This window comes from Arthrobacter agilis (genome assembly GCF_002953615.1).
Lineage (GTDB): Bacteria > Actinomycetota > Actinomycetes > Actinomycetales > Micrococcaceae > Arthrobacter_D > Arthrobacter_D agilis_B.
In genome coordinates, this window is sequence record NZ_CP024915.1 from 2475087 (window position 1) to 2495839 (window position 20753).

The following is a 20753-nucleotide window of genomic DNA, read 5'->3' on the forward strand; positions in this document are numbered from 1 at the left end:
GTTGATGATCGTGGACACCGGCGCTCCTAGGCGTAGGACGGGGCCGAGGCCCCGGTAGCGGCGGCCGCGATGGTGCCGGCATCGGGACCGAGGTGGGCACCGTTGCGGTACCTCGCCCCTGGGTGCTGGTCGAAGAGCCTCGTGGTACCGCGACCGAACAGGCGCTCGCGGAGGGTCGACTCCTCGTAGGACCTGCGGTAGAGGCCGCGCTTCTGGAGTTCGGGGATCACGAGTTCGATGAAGTCCTCGGCCGTGCCGGGCGTGAGGAACTGCCGCAGGTTGAAGCCGTCGAGGTCGGTGCCTTCGACCCATCGCTCGATCTCGTCCGCGACCTCGCCGGGCGTCCCGATCGCCACGAAGGGGCCACGGTCGAACCTCGTGATGCGTTCGAGGGCCTGACCGACCGTCGTACCCGCCGGGTGCCGCCTGTTGCTCGGCTGCCGGTCCCGGCCGGGCCGGTCCTCACGGGCGAGGATGTCGTCGATCACCTCGTCCGGGCGGTAGGCGGCCAGATCGATGCCCCCACCTCCGGCGTGGGCGAGATAGCCCTCGGCACTCGAGAGGCGCCGGTACTCGTCCGCTTTCCGCTGCGCCTCCTTGTGCGTGCGGCCGACGATGACGACGGCGCCGGCGAAGGCCTTGATGTGGTCCGCCCGGCGGCCGTTCTCCACGGCGAGCCGGCGGAGGTCCTGTACGTTCTCCCGGTAGGCGGCGGCATCACGTCCGCCGACGAAGACCCCCTCGGCGTGCCTGGCGGCGAACGCCTTGCCCGCCGTCGAGCTTCCGGCCTGGAACAGCACGGGTGTGCGCTGGCGCGAGGGCGCGCTGAGGTGCGGTCCGGCGACGGAGAAGTGGGGGCCGCGGTGATTGATGTAACGGACCTTGGTCGGATCCGTGTAGACGCGGTGGTTCCGGTCCTCGACCACGGCGTCGTCGTCCCAGGAACCTTCCCACAGCTTGTAGAGCACCTCGAGGTACTCGTCGGCGATGGCATAGCGCTGGTCGTGCTCGACCTCGTCCGCGAGACCGAAGTTGCGCGCGGCGTTGGGCAGGTACGAGGTCACGATGTTCCAGCCGAACCGCCCCTTCGTGAGGTGGTCGAGTGTCGAGGCGCGGCGCGCGAACGCGAACGGCGGCTCGTAGGTCGTGGAGAACGTCGCCGCGAATCCGAGGTGTTCGGTCACCGCCGCCATGGCGGGGATGATCAGCAGGGGATCGTTGCTCGGGATCTGCACTGCTTCGCGGAGTGCCGTCTCCGGTCCGTTGCGGTAGCCGTCGTAGGTCCCGATCACATCCGCGAGGAAGACGCTGTCGAACAGGCCTGCCTCGAGGAGTTTGGCGGTCTCCACCCAGAAGTCGAGGTCGTTGAAGCGGTGCCTGTTGTTCTCGGGGTGGACCCAGAGTCCGTGGGAGATATGGCCCACGCAATTCATCTCGAACAGGTTGAAGGCGATCTGGCGTGTCATGGGTGGACCTGGTCCTTCCGGAAGGCGGGGAGCTGGGGGATGGCGTTGATGAGCTGTCGCGTGTAGTCGTGCTGCGGGGCGTCGAAGACGTCGTCGACGGGGCCGTGGTCGAGGATGGCGCCGTCCTTGAGGACGAGGACCTCGCTGCTGACGTGCTGGATGACGCCGAGGTCGTGGGAGATGAAGAGGTAGCTCAGGGAGAAACGGTCCTGCAGGTCCGTCAGGAGGTCGAGGATGCGGGCCTGGACGGTGACGTCGAGGGCGGACACCGGCTCGTCGCAGATGATGACCTCGGGATCGGCCGCGAGGGCACGGGCGATGGCGACGCGCTGCCGCTGGCCTCCCGAGAGGTCCAGCGGGCGGCTGCGTGCCCTGTCCGCGGAAAGGCCGACGAGGTCCAGGAGTTCGAGGACCCGCGCCGCGAGGGCGCCCCGGGGAGTGCCGGCGGCGGCAGCTGCCTGCCCCACGACCTGACGGACCGTCTTGCGCGGGTCGAACGACTGCAGCGGATCCTGGTAGATCATCTGGACGGACCGTCGCGCCGTGAGGTCCCGGGTGGCGCGGTGCTCCTGCCAGGTACGGCCGTGCAGTCGCACGGCACCCGTGTCGGGCGCCTCGACGCCCAGCGCGATGCGCGCCACCGTGCTCTTGCCGGAGCCCGACTCGCCCACGATGCCCAGGGTGGTCCCGGCGGGGAGGGCGAAGGACACGTCGTCGACCGCTGTACGTCGGCGCCCGTCGGGCCCGGGGTAGCTCTTGCCGATGCCCTCGACCGTCAGCAGTCCCGGCGGGGACGCGGCTGCGTCGTCCCGGCTGCCGACCTCCGTGGACGTCGTGGCCGGCGTTCCGGGTCCGGGGACGGACCGGGCACCTCCCGTGAGTCGGGAGCCGCGCGACGTCCTCGACGGGATGGCGGCCAGCAGCCCCTGCGTGTAGGGATGCCGGGGATCCTGCAGGACGGCCTGGACGCTGCCCTCCTCCACGATGACGCCGTTGCGCATCACCGCGACGCGGTCGGCGAGGTCTGCGACGACCGCGAGATCGTGACTGACGACGAGCATCCCGGTCCGGGCGCCCTTCAGCTGTCCGAGCAGCCGCAGGACCTGGGCGGCGATCGTCGCGTCGAGCGCCGTCGTCGGCTCGTCCGCGATGAGGAACCGGGGGCCCGCCGCGATGGCGGAGGCGATCAGTGCCCGCTGGCGGAGGCCGCCCGACAACTGGTGCGGGTACTGGCTCGCGCGGACCTCGGGTTCCGGGACACCGACGGACGCCAGGAGCTCCACGACGCGTTGGCGACGCCCCGTGCGGTCGAGGGTGCTGTGCAGGCGGAGGACCTCGCCCACCTCAGCGCCCACGGTCCGCAGGGAATCGAGTGAGGACAGCGCGTCCTGCAGGATGAAGCCGGCCTCCCTGCCCCGCACGCGGCTCCACTGCCGTTCTCCCCACCCCGACGCGTCCCGGCCGTCGAAGCGCAGGCTGCGGGATCCGACGTGGGCGCCGGGTCCGGTCAGTCCCACCAGGGTCCGGGCTGTCACCGACTTGCCGGATCCGGACTCGCCGACGAGCGCCAGGCATTCACCCGGCCGGATCGCCAGGCTGACGTCCCGGACGACCTCCCGCCGGTGGACGCCACGGCCGAAGGAGACCGTCAGTCCGTCGAGTTCGACGACGGGCGGCGCCGCTCCGGCCGGTGCGGCGATGGCGGCGGCGGGTGTGAGGATCGGTGTGGAGCTCATGCGAGCCTTCCTTCGGAGCGGCGCCGGAGTTCACGCCCGACGACGGTGATGGACAGGACGGTGGCGACGAGGAACGCCGCGGGGATCGTGATCATCCAGGGGGCGTTGGAGATGAAGTTGCGCCCCGCCGAGAGCATCGCACCCCACTCGGGGGCCGGGGGAGGCGTGCCGAGTCCGAGGAAGCTGAGGGACGCACCGGCACCGATGGCGGATCCCACCCCGATGGTCGCCAGGACCAGCACCGGCTTGATGACGTTCGGGACGATGTGCGTCAGGAGCACGCGCCAGGCGGGCAGCCCCAGCGTACGGGCCGCCTCGACATAGCCGGAGCGCCGGACGAGGTGCGTCTGCGCCCTGGTGATCCGGGCGTAGTAGGCGATGCTGCCCGCCCCGATCGCGAGGATCGCATTCTCCGTGCCGCCGCCGATGATGCCGATGACCACCAGAGCGAGCAGGATCTCCGGGATGGCGAGGGTGACGTCGAGGAAGCGCATCACCGATGCCTCGACCAGGCGCCCGTTGAGCCCGGCGAGGAGACCGATGGCCGTCCCGCCCAGCACGCCGATCGCCGTCGCGCCGAGACCGATGTACAGCGAGGTGGCAGCACCGTGCACGATCCGGGAGTAGTTGTCCGCGCCGGAGTCGTCGGTACCGAACCAGGCCGTCCCGTTCGGCGCTTTGAAGCTCCGGGAGGGATCCACCGCGTACGGATCGGCCGGGGAGAGCAGACCCGGTGCCAGGACCGCCGCCGCGAGCCATAGGAGGAAGGCCGAGGCCAGCAGGATGCCGGGCCTGATGCGTCGCGCTCGCCGGGCGCGGGCCCCGCGGTGGACGGGGTGGACGGGGACCGTAGGAGAAGCCGGAGGCGTCGGCGCCAGGGGAACCGCGTCGGGGGGAGCAGTGCGCGAGGTGATGCTCATGCCGTCACCACTTTCGGGTCGATGAGCGTGTAGAGGAGGTCGATCACCAGGTTGACCACCACGTACACCGCGGCGGAGAGCAGCACGATGCCGATGATGACGGGGAGGTCCTTGTTGTAGACGGAGGCCAGTGTCAGCGAACCGATGCCCTGCCGGCTGAACAGGGTCTCGACGATCACCGATCCGCCGAGGAGCGCGGCGACGACGAATCCCGACATCGTCATCACCGGGATGGCGGCATGCCGGAGTGCGTGCCGCACACGCACCGGGAGGTCGCGCATCCCGCGGGACCTCGCCGTGAGGATGAAGGGTTGCTCCAGGACGTCCTCGAGTTCGTTGCGGAGGACCTGCGAGAGCGTCCCGAAGACGGCGAGGCCCAGCGTGAGCGCCGGCAGGACCAGTGCCGCCACGCCCTGGTTGCCGCCGATCGGGAACCAGCGCAGCGAGAACGAGAAGACGATCAGCAGGGCGAACCCGATGATGAAGGTCGGTGTCGCGGCGAGGACCACTTCGACGCCGGAGACGATCGACCGGATCCAGTTCGCCCGCTGCGCGGACAGCACGGCGACGGCGAGGGTCAGCGGGAGGGCGACGGCGACGGCGGCTGCCGCGAGCGCCGCCGTCGCGCCGATCTGCTGGCCGATGGCATCCGTGACGGGCAGCCGGAGCCGGTAGGACTGGCCCAGGTCACCCTGCAGCAGGTTGCCGAGGTAGCTGCCGTACTGCACGATGAACGGCTGGTCGAGGAGGTAGTCGCTGCGGACCTGGGCGAGGGTCTCGGCCGTGGGCCGCGCGTCCGGACCGCCGAGGATCAGCAGAGCGGTGTCGCCCGGGATCAGGTAGACCGCGAGGAAGGTCAGCGTTGCCGCGCCCCAGAGCACGCCGATGCCGACCAGCAGGCGCGTGAGGATGCGTCGGAGGATCGGCACCTACTCCGCCTTCCACGCGTAGGTCAGGACGGGCACGGGGTGGGACGTGTCGACGGCGACATCATGGACCGTCTTGGCGTACGCGAACTGGCTCGGATTCTCGTAGAGGGGCACGCCGGGCACGATCTCGAGCAGCCGGTGCTGCGCCTTCGAGTACGCTTCCTCAGCCTCGGGTCCGTCGTCGGACCCGCGGGCCGTCAGGAGCAGTTCGTCCAGGGCCGGATCGTCGACGTAGGACGAGTTCTGGCCGATCCGTTCGCCGGTGATCTCCGAGGAGTGGTACCGGATGAACAGGACGTCGGTGGTGTTGGTGTGCCACACGCCGGCCAGCGCGTCGTAGTCACCGGCGTAGCGCAGTTCGCTGAGCTGCGCCTGCGGCAGCTGGATGATCTGGAGGTCGAAGCCGACCTTGCGGGCCTCGCCCTGCAGTTGGACCAGCAGGGGACTCGGCGTCGAGCTCTCCACCGTCGGTACCTCGACGACCAGCCGTCGGCCGTCCTTCGTGCGGAAGCCCTCGCCGTCGCGCTCGGACCAGCCGGCGTCGTCGAGCAGCTGGTTCGCGCGCTCGGGATCGTGGGTGAGCGTCCCCTCGACGGTCGGGTCGTAGTACTTGCTCTCCTTCGAGAGGAACCCGTCGATCGGCGTGTAGGTGCCGAAGCCCAGGCTCTCAGTGACCGCAGCGGTGTCCACGGCGGCGGCGAAGGCCTGGCGGACGGCGAGGTCGTCGAACGGTGCACGGCTGAGGTTGAAGCTCAGCACGTAGGGGCTGCCGGTGCGGGGGAGGTTCTCGTAGGTGAAGTTCGGGTCTGCCTGGACAGCCGCCGCGTTCTGGGGCGCGAGGTTCTCGGTCAGGTCGTACTGCCCGGAGACGAGGGACTGGTGCCGGATCACCGGCTCGCCGACGAGGGTCACCTCGACGCCGTCGAGATATGCCTCGCCGTCACCCTCGACCCACTCCGGCGCCCAGTCGTAGCCCTCGCGCTTCGTGTAGGTGATGCTCTGGCCCGGCTGGTAGTCCGCGACGGTGAAGGGGCCGGTCCCGATCGGCTGCTGGCACAGGGTCTCGGGAGCCTCCGCGATGGCCTTGCCCGAGTTCATCCCGAGCCAGGACTGCGCGAGGGTGTAGAGGAACGGGGTGTAGGGGTATTCGAGGTGGGCCTCGAAGGTGTACTCGTCCAGGACCGTGCCGTCCACGTAGGGGGCGATGTACGCGGCGGCGAGCGGTGACTTCGTCGCGGGGTCCCGCATGTGCTCGAAGTTCTGGCCGAGGACCTCCGCGTTCCACGGCGAGCCGTCGCTGAAGGTGACGCCCTCCTTGAGGTGGAAGGTGTAGGTCCTGCCGTCCTCCGAGATGTCCCATGATTCCGCGAGGTAGGGCGCGATGTCCCCGTTCTCGTCCAGCGTCACCACGTTGTCGTAGATCAGGCGTCCCAGGAACTGCTGCTGGGTCGCCGAGATGCCGTGGCCGTCGAGGCACCCCGGTTCGGCCGAGATCGACACGTCCAGGACCCCTCCGGACACGGGCTCACCGGCCGCCTCCGAGGTGGAGGCCGCCGGCCCGGCGCAGCCACTGACAAGGGCCACCAGGGCGACGGCCGATAACGTGGTGAGCCGGCGGACCGGCCGGTGATTCCGGGCAGGGGGAATTACGGATGCATTCATGGAGAATTCCTCTGAGGGGTCCGGTGCCGCGCACGGCGGAATTCACCGGAAAAGGGGAGAAAGGAGCAACAGGATGCGCTGGACGCGCAGGGCCTGCTAGGGGAGGGGGAGGGCGTTACAGCTCACGGGAGTGCCTTTCGGTGTGCTCTTGCCCGCGCCGGACGGGCACTTACGTGCCATGGCGAAGGCCGCTTCGTCATCCGAACCACCCAGGAACATGGGGTTGGTGTGCGGTCCAGTCGGAGCTTTCCGACCGCATCTCTTGAAGCTGAATTCAATATAGGCAGGGAGACGGGCGGTCCTGCGAATAAGAAGAAATATGACCGGGAAGTGCGATACCCGCGCATTGTCCCGTCGAATACCTGGCGGACAGGGAATACGACAGCAGGGGAGCCGGTGCCGCACCTGATTCCGGCATCAGCCGATGATGACGGCCCCGTCGTCGTCGATACGCCAGCCGGGGTTGAAGGCGATCTCCCAGACGACGTCGTTCGGATCCCGGACCAGGGCGTGGAAGATGCCCCCGAAGGAGCCGTCGCGGGGCTCCTTGAGGACGGTCCCGCCGGCGTCCGCCATCCTGGCCACCAGCCGGCGGACCTCGTCGGGGCTGCCGACATTGTGCGACAGCGTCATCCCGGACGGTCCGGGCGCCGCATCGAGCCCGACGTCCTGCGCGAACTTGTCGGATCGGAACAGCCCCAGGAGCAGACCGGGCGCCACCTGGTAGAAGATGATCTCCTCCGGGACGTCGAGCGCAGGGGACCAGCCCAATCCGCTGTAGAACGATCGCGCGGCGTCGAGGTCGCGGGTGGCAACCGTGACGAAGTGCAGTTGCTGGTCCATGGCGCGAGCATAGTCGGCACGGCCGGTGCCCTGGGCTTTTTCGGACAGGACCGGGGGGTGCGGAGACCCTTGACGCCGCGGCAGGCCTGAGACCGCGACGGTTCTCGGCGGGGAAGCCCACGTCACCCCGGGTGCTCAGGTCACCGCCGACGCGACCTGCCGACGTCGATCACCGCCCTTGACACGACCACCGATGTCACGACGAAGGGGTGAGGGCACGTTCCTGCTGCTCGCCGTCGATGACGAGATCGAGCCGCTCGTCGAGGAACGCGACGTAGTCCTGCACCTCGGCCGCGTCACTCAGGGGGTGTTCGTACTGCCACGCGATGTCATCCACCCTCTTGTCTCCCACCAGGGCGGAGTACCAGGTCGCGTAGCCCTTGTACGAGCACATGGACCGTGTCGAGCTGGGCTCGAGCGGCGCCACGACGTCCTCGACCGGAAGGTAGTACCGGGCGGGCAGGGTCGTCTCGAACAGCATCCGCGCCCGGGTGGTGTCGGCGAGGATGTGTCCGTCGAGCATCAGCTGCACGTGTCGGGAGGTGCCTCGGATGTCGATGCGGCCGTACGGGTCGTGCGGATGGCTGATGATCTCGTCGTCCTCCTCGAACCAGCTGTCGAAGTCGGCGAATGCGAGGATCACGTAGTCGTCGAGGCCGGGGTCGCGTGCGCGGAATCCGGACGCGACGGCCTCCGTTCCAGCGACGCGTATCCCGACCGGCTCGCCCCCGGTCGTGCGCACGTCGAAGGGGATACGCGGGTCGAACACGGGAATCGTCGACAGGTCGGGCAGCATGAATCCGACCGGACCGTTCTCGGGTGGCGGTGGGGTGCGGGGCGAGATCTCGGCGCGGATGTCCTGGTACGGGACGGCGTACCCGGGCACGACCCTGCGCGGCTCCCACACGAGCATCGCGTGCGTCGTGTCCACGACGGTCTGTCCGCCGAGCGTGGCGCGGACGCGCTTCGCGGTCGGCTCGTATCTCAGCTTCTGGAGCAGTTGCCCCATCACGTCCCGCATGAGCACGCCGGTCGCATCGGTGTCGTGGTTGGCCGGGGATACGGGAGGGCTCGACATGCACTCACGGTAGACCTGCGTCGCCGCTGCCGATAGAGGCCGATGGCGGCGGCCGCAGCAGGCGTACCGGGACCGAGGACGGCGGATCGGGTGAGCGTCGGACAGGCTGCCCGTACCCGACAGCGACGAGTGGGTGGTGTGCAGGCGGCGCCCGCGCACATAGGCGGGCGTCAGGGCGAAGAACAGGTGGAAGATATCCAGCAGCCCCTCCCGGAAGAATCCCAGCCGCCCCGTCGACTGCGTGGTCACCAACGCCCAGCATTGCGACGGCGTGAGTGCGTCCGAGGCATGCATCAGGGCCGCAAGACCCTGATGTGCCCTCCATCAGCCGGACCGGCGGCGGCATCCGCCCAGCACCCGAAGGGAGCACCTCGGAGCAGATCCCAGCATTCGTGAGCAGCACGAGCGTCGGTCCGTGCAGGTCCTGCGTCCATGGACCGGGAGTACGAAGCGGGCGCCACGCCGACCGGGGCCCGCCGACCCTGTTATCGTCCAACGATGAGGTCTCGTCCTGATCGACGGAGCGTGCGGCATGGTCACCTACCCTGAGGAGCCGCCCCTGGGTGCGGTTGTGCAACTACCGGCTCCGGCGGGGGTGGAGAACCTCCTGGCTGCCTTCGCTGCCATCGCGGACGACCTGGGACTCGACACCGTCCTGGAACGTGTCATCGAAGCGGCGTGTCAGCTGGTCGATGCACGCTTCGGTGCCCTCGGCGTCGTCGGTCCGGACCGGATGCTCAGCCACTTCATCACCGTCGGTCTCGAGGAGGAGGACATTCGGCGCATCGGTCCGCTCCCGACGGGGCACGGCGTCCTGGGATTGCTGATCACCGAGCCGCACCCCGTCCGTCTCTCGGATCTGCGCGAGCACCCCCTCGCCTATGGATTCCCGGCCGATCACCCTCAGATGACTTCGTTCCTGGGCGTGCCAATCCGCATCCATGACCGGGTGTTCGGCAACCTGTACCTGACGGAGAAGAACGGGGGGACGGATTTCTCCGCCGCAGATGAGCAGCTCGTGGTCTCGCTCGCCTCCGCCGCGGGCGTCGCGATAGAGAACTCGCGCCTCTTCGAGGAATCGAACCGGCGGACACGATGGCTGGAAGGCGGGCTCAACGCGGTGAGGGAACTCCTCGGGGAGCACGACGGATCCAGCAATGACCTCGAGATCATCGCTACCCATGCACTCGACGCCTCGCACAGTATCCTCGCCGCCGTCCTCAGGACGTTCGGCAACGAACGGGAGATGATCTGCGAAGCCGTCGACGGCGTCGAGGCCGCGGCCCTCCTGGGACGACGAAGCCACGATGCCGGACTGATGGACCGGCTGCCGACCACCCTGTCACCGGTCCTGCTGAATGCTGAGGACGTCGCGGCGGTACTCCCCGGGGCTGCGGCAGGCACCATCGGGACGGCACTGTGCTGCAGGCTCGCCGGCGCGGGGGACCGGCGTTTCCTCGTCATCGGCCGCCCGCCCGGCGCGACGCCCTTCTCGGATGTCGATCACGGGATGATGCGCACCTTCGCCTCCCATGTGTCCCTGGCCCTCGAACTGCTGCGGATCCACCGGCAGCGGGAACAGGAAGCTGTCTTCGGCGACCGGGACCGGATCGCCCGGGACCTGCACGACCTGGTCATCCAGCGGCTCTTCGCGGCCGGCCTGAGCATTCAGAGCCTGCGGAAGTACACTCCGGATGCGGAAGCGCTGAACCGCATCTCGGCAGTGACGAAGGAACTGGATGCGACGATCAGGGAGCTGCGCGACACCATCTACTCGCTCCGCTCCGTCCCGCAGGTCGCCCCGACCTTCACCTCCACGGTGTTCTCCCTCGTCGCCGATGCCTTCGACGGCCACGACCTCGACCCGGTCCTGCAACTCTCCGGCCCCCTGGATACGTCAGTGGACGACGAGCGAGCCGACCATGTGCGGGCCGTGCTGCTCGAGGGGCTGGCCAATGCGCTGCGTCATGCCGAGGCGCGCACGATCACCGTGATCCTGCGTGCACGATGCGGACGCCTCGAGTTGAGGATCACCGACGACGGCCGCGGGTTCGAGAACCCCGGCCGGACGAGCGGACTGGCCAACATGAAGCGTCGCGCCGAACTGTGCGAGGGCACGGTGTCCATCACCAGCACCGTGGGTGGAGGGACCGACGTCCACCTCGAGATCCCCCTGGCTGCTAGCGGTATCTCGGTTCCGCCGGCCTCGAGATGAACACCGCCGCCTGCGTGCGGCGCTGGAAGCCGAGCTTCGACAGCAGCGACGACACGTAGTTCTTCACGGTCTTCTCGGCCAGGAACAGTTCTGCGCCGATCTCCCGGTTGGTCAGGCCGGCGCCGATGAGAGCCAGGACCTTCTTCTCCTGGCTCGTCAGTCCCGCCAGCCGCGGATCCTCGACCGGAGCATCACGAAGCCCGGCGATGATCCGTTCCTTCACGCCTGCTGCGAACAGGGATTCACCCGACGCTGCGCGACGGATCTTCTCGATCAGGTCCGAGCCCAGGATCTCCTTCAGGATGTAGCCGGACGCCCCCGCCAACACGGCGCCGCGCACCGCCTGATCGTCGTCGTAGCTCGTCAGGATCACGCACGACAGCGAGGGATCGATCGAGCGCACGTCCCGGCACACCTCGATCCCCGTACCGTCGGGCAGCCTCGCGTCGAGGATCGCGACGTCCGGTGACAGGGCGGGGATCCTCCGGGCAGCCTCCTCTGCGGAGCCCGATTCACCGACCACGGTGAAGCCCTCGCCCTCGAGCAACTCCCTCAATCCCCGTCGCACGAGTTCGTGATCGTCGAGGAGGAACACCGTGATCCGTCGGTCCTGTATGTCACCTTCGGCCTTGTCCATGTCCGACTCCTCTGAAAGGCCGGGCTCCGACCGGCTGAGCGCGTCCTGCACCCGCACCATCATCACCTGCCGCCCCCTGTCGCAGCAGGGTCCAAGGACCCGGAAGAGGAGATGGGACTTTCGGCCCTATCTCTGCGCACCGGCCCGGCCGACGATGAACGCCTAGGAGATTGCCGCACCCAGGGAGCAGGACACCACCATGGACACGCCCACTTCACCCCGTCTGCCTCGAGTCGACGGTGAGCCCTCCGCTTCGCGACCCCTCATGGTGCCGGCATGATCCCGGGCACCGAGGATGCCGACACCAGCGCGGGTCAGGTCCAGCGCAAACCCGTGGTCGTCGGGTACGACGGCTCGGACGGCGCGAAGCGCGCGGTCCTCTGGGCGGCCCACTACGCCTTGGCGGCACAGCTTCGGCTCGTCGTCGTGCACTGCTGGGTGTGGCCCCTCTTCACCCATGACCTCGGGCCCGTGACGGGCGTTCAGGACAGCGGCCTGCGCCGGGAGGCGGAGAAGCTCGCCGACGAAGGCCGCGATCTCGCCGCGGAGGCGGAACCACATCTGGATGTGCGGAGGCGCCTGATCGTCGGACTACCGGCCGGGAACCTCACCGCGCTCTCTCAGCAAGCCTCGCTCCTGGTCACCGGAACCCGCGGACTCGGCGGTTTCGCGGGCCTGTTGGTCGGATCGGTGAGCTTCCATCTCGCGTCCAGTGCGTCCTGCCCCGTCGTCGTCGTCCGCGAGGCCCGCGCCGACCACGACGCCGTCCTGGTCGCCGTCGACGGATCGCCGGAGAGTGAGAGAGCCGTGGCCGTGGCGGCCGATCTCGCGGCAAGCCTGCGGACGTCGGTGCGGCTCCTGCACGTCCAGCAGCACCGCAGGCACGCACCCTCCGGCCCGGTGTCCGCGGTGGGGGACGAGGCCTTGGAGCGGGCCTCCGCCCTGCTCAGCGAGCATACGGGTATCGCCGTGACCCGGGACCTCGTCGTGGCGCGTTCCGTGCCGGGACTCATCCTCGAGGAGGCACGGAACGCCGCCGTCGTCGTCCTCGGCGCAAAGGGCACCAATACCCTGGGAGTACGGCTCGGTTCCACGGTCCATGCCGTCCTGCACCATGCGCGAGGCAACGTCGTCGTCGTCCGGTGAAGCGCCTGCATGCTTCGCTTTCAGCCGTGCCGGACGTACTGCGGTCGACAGCCGGAGGAAGCACATCACGCCTCGGACGCTGCGTGATGCGCGTCCTCGCGGATGACGAGGACAGGGCAGTGCGCATGGGATACGCAGGCACTGCTGACGGACCCGAGCAGAAGGCCGCGGAAGGTGCCGTGGCCCCTACGGCCGACGATGAGCAGCACTGCGGACTCGGAGGCCTTGACGAGGGCCTTGGCCGGGTGGGCGAACACCACCGTGCTCTCGAAGCCTGCCGGCCGGTCCTCGCCATACGCAGCGGAGAGGGCCTTCTCCAGGTCGCTGCGTGCGGACTCCGAGAACTCGCTGCTGCCGAGCGGCATGAACCCCGGATCCGCTGCCGGGTAGTCCCAGGCCGCGACTGCGAAGATCGTCGCGCCGAAAGTGGGGGCGAGCTTCTCGGCATACCGCAGTGCTTCGACGGACTGCTCGGATCCGTCGACTCCGACAACGATCTGAGGAACATCCCTTCTGGTCACGGCAACGTCTCCTTCTCCGATGCGATGATTCCGGTGAATCGCGCTGTCCTAGAACGATGCCTCCTGGTCCACGTCCCGGGTAGGGTCATTCGTCCCGACCCGGCGCAGCACGCCAGAACTCCGGAAGACCGGGGAGATGCGGTCGGGGCGCGTCGTCCGGTTCCGGTCAGTACCGGCGCCTCAGGCGACGGACGGCGGGGGAGGAGGATCACCGCACGTCCGGCCGCGAGCCGTCGGAGGACGATCCCCGACGTGAACGGCTCGGTTCCGCGCCTCCTACCGACCGAAACAGCCTCAGCCCGATGGTGGCACGGGCCGGAGTCGAGCCCCGCACTGTGGTGTCCTCGACGCCGGAGCACGACCGATCGCGCTGCTGGTCGCCATAGATCCTCGGATGACCCTGTAACCGGCAGCTGCCCATCCGGCGACCGGAATGCCTGACCCAGGGGTGGACCGTGTACACCCCCATGCCGGGCAGCCTGCAGATCGATGAGCATCGTTCCCGGCCGGCGGTGCCCATGGACGTGAATGTGCCGGGGGGAGGGGTTTCTGCCCCTTTCCAGACCATTACCTGACATAATGTAGATTATCGGCGATTACTTCAGGAGACGAGAGGGCTCACGAGCACCTCATGCACTGCAGCCTGTCATGCAACTTGAGTGGGCGAACAGTACCTTCGTGCTCCCGAACTTCGTAGTTACGTATCCACTGTGTTCGAGCTGGCCTCCATTTGACGGATCCAATTGTGCAGGCGCTACCTGCAAAGTTACTCGTGGTGACAAAGGCCCGACGTGGTACGTCCGGTGTGAAGTCTGGCGCCCTGGCTCACTGCAGTATCCGTCCAAGCGTTCCGGTAGGAAGGTGGTAGCAGTGTGGTAGTGATCTACTGCCACCCTCCTCCCGTCAACGCAAGTTGACGAAAGATAAATTATCGGTGATTTTGGGTGTGATCCAGGAGGTGTTGTAGCCGTGGATTCAGCGCGGGATACGTGGGATCATTGGGGCATGACAGCTGTTGCAGGAGCGCGCACGGACCTTCAGGCCCACCGGGACTCCATCCGGTTTCCGGAGGACGAGCTCGTGCGTGAGCTGCGGGAGATTCTGGGTGCCAAGCTGGTGGCGTATCTAGGGTCCGTGAAGGAAACCCGGGCTGTGCGCCAGTGGGCTGATGGTGAGCGCAGGCCGTCTGCGGATGTCGTGCAGCGGTTGCGCGATGCCTACCATGTGGCGGCGCTGCTGCGTCAGTGTGATGCTGCTCCTGTCGTTCAGGCCTGGTTCATGGGCATGAATCCGCAACTGGACGATGTGCCACCGGCACGACTGCTGCGCGAGGGACGGCTCGAGGACGCTGGCCCCGCGGTATTGGCGGCTGCCCGCGCCTTTGCAGCAGCAGGCTAGCCTTTGCCACCTCGTACGCTGACGTTTATCAACACGGCTGAAACGGTCTGGCGGGTCGGTTTTTCCCCTGATCCGTGGGCGTGGAGTGGCTGGCAGTACGCCACCGGCGGCCGGTTCCCTGGCCGTTGGGACGACGCCGACGGAAATTTCCGCACCGTCTACGCCGGCTCCAGCCTGCTGGCATGCCTCCTCGAGGTACTCGCTCACTTCCGCAGGGACGCCCACCTGGCCGCCGAGCTTCAGGATATCCACGAGGACGACCAGGACCGGCACGCGTACCCCAGCATCGAGCCCGGGCTTGTCCCCCGGCAGTGGCTTGATCCCCGAAGCATCGCCACGGGAACGCTCACTGGCATCTTCTGCGTCGTAGCGTCATCCGAGACCGTTGCGACCCTCTACCCGGACTTCATCGGGCAGGCTCTATCCCCTGGCCTGACCGACTTCGATGCAGCCGCCTTGAAGGATGCTCGGCCACGCCAGCTGACCCAGAGCGTCGCGACATGGCTGTACGAAAATACCGACGTCAACGGTGTCAGCTTCAAGTCAAGGCACGGGGATGACCTGACCCTGTGGGCGGTCTTCGAACGCCCGAACGACGGACTAGTGTCGGCGTGCCTCACAGACGTGGAGCATCGCCTGTTCACCGGCGCCGAGCCTGACTTCGTCCGCGCTCTCCAGCTCCTTGACCTGCGATGGAACTGAGCACGAGCCTGAACTGACACCCGCCGGACCACGGCTGGCGATTGTCCAACAGCCCGTTGGACAATCGCATCTCCCCCACCAAGCGTCAGCGCCAAGGTGGCTTGTTCATCCGGGTTATCCACGTCGTCGGCCGCGGGCAGGCCCGGTACGTCCAGGGTCGAGTTCATGGTGTATGCCCATCTTCTACGACGTCGTGGATCCGGTGCAATTCGCTTGCCGGGCCCGCATGAACACCGAAACCATAAGCAAACACACAGGACTTGATCCGACCTCCTCCGGGCCAGCTGGGAGGCCTCCACACCGGCGAGAAAAAATGTCCAGCTACCAGCGTGACGAATCTGGCTTCACGTCGTCTTTACCTGTGCACGTATCCATTCCCACACCGAGGACACCGATGTAGATGGCGGACAATCAGACCACAGTAGTAAGCCCGGTAGCGGCAGTTCCGATCACAGGCGCACAACCTGAGCGCCAGGTACTGCAGGCGCGCAAGACCCCAAAGAACCTGGCCGCCGGCCCCCTGCACACGGACCAGGGCAAGACCTCGATCGCTGACACCGTGGTGCAGAAGATCTCCGGCATCGCCGCCCGCGAGGTACCCGGCGTCCACGCCATGGGCAACGCAGCCCGACGTGCCTTCGACCAGATCACCGAACGCATCCCCGGATCCCAGACCAACGCCTCCGGCGGGGTCAGCGTCGAAAAAGGCGAGAAGCAAACCGCGATCGACGTCACCATCGACGTCGAATACGGGGCATCCATCGTCGAGGTCAGCAACAACATCCGCAGGAACATCATCAGCGCAGTGGAGCGTACGACGGGACTGGAAGTCATCGAGGTCAACGTCACCGTCTCCGATGTCCACCTCCCGACGGACGACGACAACACCAACGCCGAGGACTCGAACCAGACAAGGACCTCCTCCACAGGCAAGGAACTCGAATAACACAACTCCTTCACGGCCCCATAGTTATGCACAATTATGCATTAACACGCATAATCATGCGCAGTCGACCACAGCTTTGGCCCGCATGTTCATCCTCGTAGCTTTTGTGTCATCAACTCTCATCTCATCGCTTGCACGGTGGGTTCGAGTTCAGTCCGCGACCCTGCCCCCGCGTCGCGGACTGGACTCCGACCTCCCGTGAGCGCCTCCCTACGGCGGATCTGTCACCGACAGGACATGCCTTGGCAGATCAATGGGTACGGACTGATAGTCAGCCCCACTGCTGAACGGAAGTAGGTAAGGGTAGTCCCCCCTCCCCCTAGATGAGGAAGCAACGAAAGGAAGGTCCTTGCGTCATTTTCCACTACTGACCGACACGGTGACTGACGGCATGCTCACGCCTATGTGTCGCCGTTAGTGGGCCCGCTCTTCTGATACCGAGGGCCGGTGTTTACGTACCTGACACTGGTGATCGGAGGGTGCGTGTTTGTTCGGGTGTGACGGTGAGACTTTCGATCAGCATGACAAGTGCCTCGTGCAACTCATCGCCACTGTCGAGGATGCGGTGTAAGCGCTGTTCCAGGCCATCAGCTTCGGAGAGCGCCAGTTCACCAGCGCTGGTGATGCTGATGTTCAAACCGCGGGACCCTGGTGTCGGAGCGGAATTGGTGAGGTAACCACTCGCTTCCAAAGATCGCAGGGTCCGGCGGAGTGTCTGAGGCTGCACGCGGATGATCCTGGCTAGTGCCGCTTGACTCGTGGTTCCTGCAGCGTGAAGAGCTTGAAGTGCCACGAGCCCGGAGAGGGTCAACTTCAGTTTCTTCAGTTCACTATTGAGCGCGTACTCCCAGAGGCGCGCTGCCGTGCTGAGGAGTCGTGGGTCCGCCCACATATCCGGTTCCGCGGGATTGACTCTGGAGGTCATCACTGCTTCTCCTCCCCCGGTGCGTCGGCCGTAGGCTTGGTCTGGTTGCCGAGCTGGTTGCCTGGCTGGGTTTGTGCTGTCAGCCCCGCATCCAGGACGGCAACGATCTCATCAAGACCGCTGGTGAGAGATGTTCCTGCGAGTCCGCGGACTGCAGCCCAGCGCGACGGGGACACACGCAGCTCGGTCAGAAGGGTTTCCGTTGCTGCTGCAAGTCGAAGCATCCCCAACATCAGAGCCCCCGACTGGATGCTGAAGAGGGCAACGAGTGCGTCTTCATGGTGCTCGGTTTGAACGGCGTTGGCGAGCATCGATAATCTGTGTGGGAGAAGCTCGATAAACGTGGCGGCGAACGCCACGGCTGTCTGCTGCGAGGTCTCACGGGCGAGTTGATCGAAGACGTCCCAGTCGATGACCGCCGTCGGTTGCAATGGTTTTGCGCTCATCGTGCCTCCCGCCCAGTCATTGTTCGTCGTCGCGTCAGCGATAGTCGGTGATGCAGGTCGAAGGCCACCCGATAGTGCCGCCGGGTGGCCTTCGACCCTGGTCGGGTTACTTCTTGAAGGCGTCCTTCACGTTCTCGCCGGCATCCTTGAGATCGGCCTTGGACTGGTCGGCCTGACCCTCTGCGCGCAGACGATCATTGTCTGTTGCGTTACCAAAGGTTTCCTTGGCCTGGCCGGTGATCTTCTCGGCCGCGTTCTTGATCTTGTCGTCGAGTCCCACGGTGTTCTCCTTTGTTGTGTGATGGGTGTTTCTGATGTGCCGGTCCAACGGGTGAACCGGGGTCTTAGTGATACCGGCTTGCTCAGCGGCGGCCGTGGGGCTTTTTCGGACGTCCTTCGGCGACACGGCGCCGCTCCATGTACGGGCCGAAGAGAGCAGTTGCGATAGTCATAGCAATCTTCTTCATGGGTTCCCCAGTGCTCGTGCGTGGACCAGGCGTGTGACGGTCGGGAAGCTCAGGTGTGAGCAGATGATGCCCCCAGGGTGACCGAGCTCTCCTTCTTGGGCTCGTCCTTCACATCGATCGCTACGCCAAGTGATGCCGGTTCCCTGCCGAGGGTCAGACGCAGGTCGTGCTTGATGCGGTGCTCGACATCAGCAACGACGCTGGGCAGGTCGGCGTGGGACGTCGTCGTGATACGGACTGTGATGTCCGGCGCGCGGAAGGAGCCGCGGATGATCGTTGTCGCTTTGGAAATGTTCTCGAGCTCTTCCACACGGTCGCTGATGGCGTCTTCGAGAAGGCCCGGCTTCATGACGGTCAATCCCCGGTTCTCGGGATCCTGAAGTTTCAGGTCCGATGCTCCGTGCTTGCGGGGAACTTGGGCCAGGAGCCAGAGGACGCAGAAAAGGCCCAAGATGATGCCGGCGACCACCAGGACGGTTGCGATGGTGGTGGTTGTAGCGGGATCGTCGGGCAGGTCGAGGATCGGCTGGTCACGGTCCGGTGCCCTGAATCCGGCAACGGTGTGGCCCTCGAGTAGTCCCAGGCCGATCGCCGCCGTGATTCCCGCGCCCAAGATAAGGATCAGTCCGGTGATGGTCAGCCAGACGCGGTTGAGGCGTCCTGCGGTGTGTCGCATATGGGGTCCTCTTCCTAATCCTTGAGTGTGCTGGTGTTTACGCGGATGCGTGGGGCGTTTTCGAGGTGCAAGGAGTCGACCCGGTTCCGCAGCCTCTGGTGCACGTCCTTCTCGACCTCGTGCCGGTCCAGGGCGTAAGTGCCGATGCGGATGCTGGCTTGTCGGCCTTTGAGGGAGGCTCGGGCGGAGTCAACACCATCGATGCCCATCGCGTGGTCCTCGAGGTAGGTCTTCAGCCCTCGGCGGGTGAGCGCCGCTTCGGTCGCCCCCTCATGGTTCACGAGGTGCGCGTTGTGGTGTCCGGGTATCAATGCGGTGATGATCAGGACGACGCCGATCAGGGCGACTGCGATGGAGGGGATGTACGCGGCCTGCGACGACCACGGTGTGCCGGCGGCGCCGGTGACACCCTCGATCGCCGCGGTGCTCCCGCCGGTCAGGGCCGTGATGCCGGCCCAGACGCCGGCGACTGAGGCCATGAGGAGAACCAGGGCGACGATGAGGGCCGGGACGCTGCGACTGGGGCGCCTCCGGATCGAGCGCCTAGTCGTTCGGGTACTCATAAAAGGCTCCTGCGTGATCGTTCCGTATGGGGGGTGAGGGCCCTGATGGTGATGTCGATGCGGCGCACGTCGAGGCCGGTGGCCTGCTCGATGCTGGCGGTAACGTGATGGCGGATGTCTGCCGATCGCGCGGCGATATCCGAGGGGAAGCCGAGTGCGACGTCGAGGAAGACCGTGACGTGGCGGCCGCTGAGGTCCACCGTGGCCTGCGGCCGGCGGTCTGTGCCGTGTGTCCGGCCAACGCCGAGCACTCCCCCACCGACGCCGGCGAGGAACGGCAGTTCATGGGCGCTTTGGGCTGCAAGCTTCTCGATGACCTTCTCGCTCATCGTCAATGACCCACGGCCAGCCACGTCAGCTGCATCCCTAGTGTCAGCTACGCCAACTGCATCAGCCGCGTTGATCGCACGGGCCGAGTCAGCCGAGTCAGCCGAGTGGGGTGAGCCGGTCGGACGAGATTCATGGGGGGCTGCCGGGGCGGACGCATTCTGTCTGGGCTCCCGGTCTGTCACCGTCCCGAACCGGGCCGGCTGTTGCGCGGCCCGCCGCGGCCCGGTCTCGCGGGCCCTGTTTGTGGGGTTCATAGGATCAGTTCCTTTTCGTACGGGAACCGGCGAGCTGGTTGAGATCGAGGGAACCGTCCAGGAACCGGCCGATGAGTAGGCCGACTGCGGCGAAGATGATGACGGCAAGGAATTCCAGGAAGCCGCCGAAGACGGCGACGAAGCCAAGGAGGAGACCCACGAAGAGTCCAATGGTGCTGCGTGACACGAGCGTTGTCCTAACAGGAGAAGAGGGTGCAACGTGAAAAGGGGAATGTGCGGGGAAAGCATGGGGCAACTGTCGGTCACCGGGCAGGTGCAGGAGTGCTTCGAGCACCTACCCGGTGACAGCACGTCGTGAGGAACGCTCAGGCGATGAACCGAGCATTCGCAACAGTCAGATAGGCAGGCGTGTTATTCGAGTTCCTTGCCTGTGGAGGAGGTCCTTGTCTGGTTCGAGTCCTCGGCGTTGGTGTTGTCGTCGTCCGTCGGGAGGTGGACATCGGAGACGGTGACGTTGACCTCGATGACTTCCAGTCCCGTCGTACGCTCCACTGCGCTGATGATGTTCCTGCGGATGTTGTTGCTGACCTCGACGATGGATGCCCCGTATTCGACGACGATGGTGACGTCGATCGCGGTTTGCTTCTCGCCTTTTTCGACGCTGACCCCGCCGGAGGCGTTGGTCTGGGATCCGGGGATGCGTTCGGTGATCTGGTCGAAGGCACGTCGGGCTGCGTTGCCCATGGCGTGGACGCCGGGTACCTCGCGGGCGGCGATGCCGGAGATCTTCTGCACCACGGTGTCAGCGATCGAGGTCTTGCCCTGGTCCGTGTGCAGGCCCGAGGGCTGGGCTCCGGTCTTCTCCGCGCCCGTGCCAGTGCCGGCACCCGTGCCCGGGGCTGCTCGGGGAGCCTGGCCGTTCGAGGCGGGGC

22 protein-coding genes and 1 riboswitch are annotated in these 20753 nt (G+C 66.6%); of the genes, 5 read left to right on the forward strand and 17 right to left on the reverse strand.

What is annotated here, in order from left to right; all coding sequences use genetic code 11:
• Positions 1 to 26 precede the first annotated feature (26 nt).
• The 7 genes from CVO76_RS12085 to CVO76_RS12115 form a co-directional block, all read right to left on the reverse strand.
• The gene (locus tag CVO76_RS12085; RefSeq protein WP_208739417.1) at positions 27 to 1466 is read right to left on the reverse strand and encodes an LLM class flavin-dependent oxidoreductase; all 1440 of its coding nucleotides are present in this window, start codon (positions 1464 to 1466) and stop codon (positions 27 to 29) included.
• On the reverse strand, positions 1463 to 3202 hold the full coding sequence (locus CVO76_RS12090) for a dipeptide ABC transporter ATP-binding protein (protein WP_208739418.1): 1740 nt from the start codon (positions 3200 to 3202) through the stop codon (positions 1463 to 1465). Before CVO76_RS12090 ends, CVO76_RS12085 begins: the two co-directional genes overlap by 4 nt.
• Entirely contained in the window at positions 3199 to 4122 is a 924-nt protein-coding gene (locus CVO76_RS12095; protein ID WP_208739419.1) for an ABC transporter permease, read from the reverse strand. Before CVO76_RS12095 ends, CVO76_RS12090 begins: the two co-directional genes overlap by 4 nt.
• Positions 4119 to 5051 (reverse strand): ABC transporter permease, encoded by a 933-nt coding sequence (locus CVO76_RS12100; RefSeq protein WP_208739420.1) that lies wholly within the window; start codon positions 5049 to 5051, stop codon positions 4119 to 4121. The genes CVO76_RS12095 and CVO76_RS12100 overlap by 4 nt, the downstream gene beginning before the upstream one ends.
• Positions 5052 to 6713 carry an ABC transporter substrate-binding protein gene (locus CVO76_RS12105; protein WP_208739421.1) on the reverse strand — a complete coding sequence of 554 codons (1662 nt, stop codon included), beginning with the start codon at positions 6711 to 6713 and terminating at the stop codon, positions 5052 to 5054. It lies immediately after the preceding gene.
• Between the two features lie 139 nt (positions 6714 to 6852).
• Positions 6853 to 6981: riboswitch (SAM riboswitch) on the reverse strand.
• 149 nt (positions 6982 to 7130) lie between these two features.
• A complete protein-coding gene (locus CVO76_RS12110) occupies positions 7131 to 7556 on the reverse strand; it encodes a VOC family protein (RefSeq protein WP_133080523.1) in 426 nt (141 codons plus the stop codon).
• Positions 7557 to 7752: 196 nt separating this feature from the next.
• Complete coding sequence (locus CVO76_RS12115) at positions 7753 to 8883, reverse strand: DUF427 domain-containing protein (RefSeq protein WP_208739422.1); 1131 nt, start codon at positions 8881 to 8883, stop codon at positions 7753 to 7755.
• 283 nt (positions 8884 to 9166) lie between these two features.
• On the opposite strand from CVO76_RS12115, the gene CVO76_RS12120 reads away from it, so the two are divergent.
• Positions 9167 to 10849 carry a GAF domain-containing sensor histidine kinase gene (locus CVO76_RS12120; RefSeq protein ID WP_208739423.1) on the forward strand — a complete coding sequence of 561 codons (1683 nt, stop codon included), beginning with the start codon at positions 9167 to 9169 and terminating at the stop codon, positions 10847 to 10849.
• Here CVO76_RS12120 and CVO76_RS12125 read toward each other — a convergent pair.
• The gene (locus CVO76_RS12125; protein WP_133080519.1) at positions 10815 to 11486 is read right to left on the reverse strand and encodes a response regulator; all 672 of its coding nucleotides are present in this window, start codon (positions 11484 to 11486) and stop codon (positions 10815 to 10817) included. The genes CVO76_RS12120 and CVO76_RS12125 overlap by 35 nt on opposite strands.
• Before the next feature lie 276 nt (positions 11487 to 11762).
• Here CVO76_RS12125 and CVO76_RS12130 point away from each other — a divergent pair, with 276 nt between their 5' ends.
• Complete coding sequence (locus CVO76_RS12130) at positions 11763 to 12632, forward strand: universal stress protein (protein ID WP_208739424.1); 870 nt, start codon at positions 11763 to 11765, stop codon at positions 12630 to 12632.
• Positions 12633 to 12697: 65 nt separating this feature from the next.
• Here the strand turns inward: CVO76_RS12130 and CVO76_RS12135 are convergent, their stop codons facing one another.
• Complete coding sequence (locus tag CVO76_RS12135; protein ID WP_133080517.1) at positions 12698 to 13153, reverse strand: universal stress protein; 456 nt, start codon at positions 13151 to 13153, stop codon at positions 12698 to 12700.
• 1005 nt (positions 13154 to 14158) lie between these two features.
• Between CVO76_RS12135 and CVO76_RS12140 the strand changes: the two genes are divergently transcribed.
• From CVO76_RS12140 to CVO76_RS12150, 3 genes are all read left to right on the forward strand, one after another.
• Positions 14159 to 14551, forward strand: coding sequence for a hypothetical protein (locus tag CVO76_RS12140; RefSeq protein WP_208739425.1), 393 nt, complete (start codon positions 14159 to 14161; stop codon positions 14549 to 14551).
• Between the two features lie 3 nt (positions 14552 to 14554).
• Positions 14555 to 15253, forward strand: a complete 699-nt coding sequence (locus CVO76_RS12145) for an RES family NAD+ phosphorylase (RefSeq protein ID WP_208739426.1) — start codon at positions 14555 to 14557, stop codon at positions 15251 to 15253.
• 400 nt (positions 15254 to 15653) lie between these two features.
• Positions 15654 to 16199, forward strand: a complete 546-nt coding sequence (locus CVO76_RS12150) for an Asp23/Gls24 family envelope stress response protein (protein WP_208739427.1) — start codon at positions 15654 to 15656, stop codon at positions 16197 to 16199.
• A gap of 451 nt (positions 16200 to 16650) precedes the next feature.
• Here the strand turns inward: CVO76_RS12150 and CVO76_RS12155 are convergent, their stop codons facing one another.
• From CVO76_RS12155 to CVO76_RS12190, 8 genes are all read right to left on the reverse strand, one after another.
• Positions 16651 to 17124 carry a MarR family winged helix-turn-helix transcriptional regulator gene (locus CVO76_RS12155; protein ID WP_208739428.1) on the reverse strand — a complete coding sequence of 158 codons (474 nt, stop codon included), beginning with the start codon at positions 17122 to 17124 and terminating at the stop codon, positions 16651 to 16653.
• The gene (locus CVO76_RS12160) at positions 17124 to 17570 is read right to left on the reverse strand and encodes a hypothetical protein (RefSeq protein WP_208739429.1); all 447 of its coding nucleotides are present in this window, start codon (positions 17568 to 17570) and stop codon (positions 17124 to 17126) included. The genes CVO76_RS12155 and CVO76_RS12160 overlap by 1 nt, the downstream gene beginning before the upstream one ends.
• A 106-nt stretch (positions 17571 to 17676) precedes the next feature.
• Entirely contained in the window at positions 17677 to 17850 is a 174-nt protein-coding gene (locus CVO76_RS12165) for a CsbD family protein (protein WP_208739430.1), read from the reverse strand.
• Between the two features lie 236 nt (positions 17851 to 18086).
• Entirely contained in the window at positions 18087 to 18713 is a 627-nt protein-coding gene (locus CVO76_RS12170; protein WP_208739431.1) for a hypothetical protein, read from the reverse strand.
• 14 nt (positions 18714 to 18727) lie between these two features.
• Positions 18728 to 19276: a DUF6286 domain-containing protein gene (locus CVO76_RS12175; RefSeq protein WP_208739432.1), complete on the reverse strand. Its 549-nt coding sequence runs from the start codon at positions 19274 to 19276 to the stop codon at positions 18728 to 18730.
• Positions 19273 to 19605 carry an Asp23/Gls24 family envelope stress response protein gene (locus CVO76_RS12180; RefSeq protein WP_208739433.1) on the reverse strand — a complete coding sequence of 111 codons (333 nt, stop codon included), beginning with the start codon at positions 19603 to 19605 and terminating at the stop codon, positions 19273 to 19275. The genes CVO76_RS12175 and CVO76_RS12180 overlap by 4 nt, the downstream gene beginning before the upstream one ends.
• Before the next feature lie 259 nt (positions 19606 to 19864).
• Positions 19865 to 20047, reverse strand: coding sequence for a DUF2273 domain-containing protein (locus CVO76_RS12185; RefSeq protein ID WP_208739434.1), 183 nt, complete (start codon positions 20045 to 20047; stop codon positions 19865 to 19867).
• Between the two features lie 185 nt (positions 20048 to 20232).
• Positions 20233 to 20658, reverse strand: coding sequence for an Asp23/Gls24 family envelope stress response protein (locus CVO76_RS12190; protein ID WP_208741803.1), 426 nt, complete (start codon positions 20656 to 20658; stop codon positions 20233 to 20235).
• Positions 20659 to 20753: the final 95 nt, after the last annotated feature.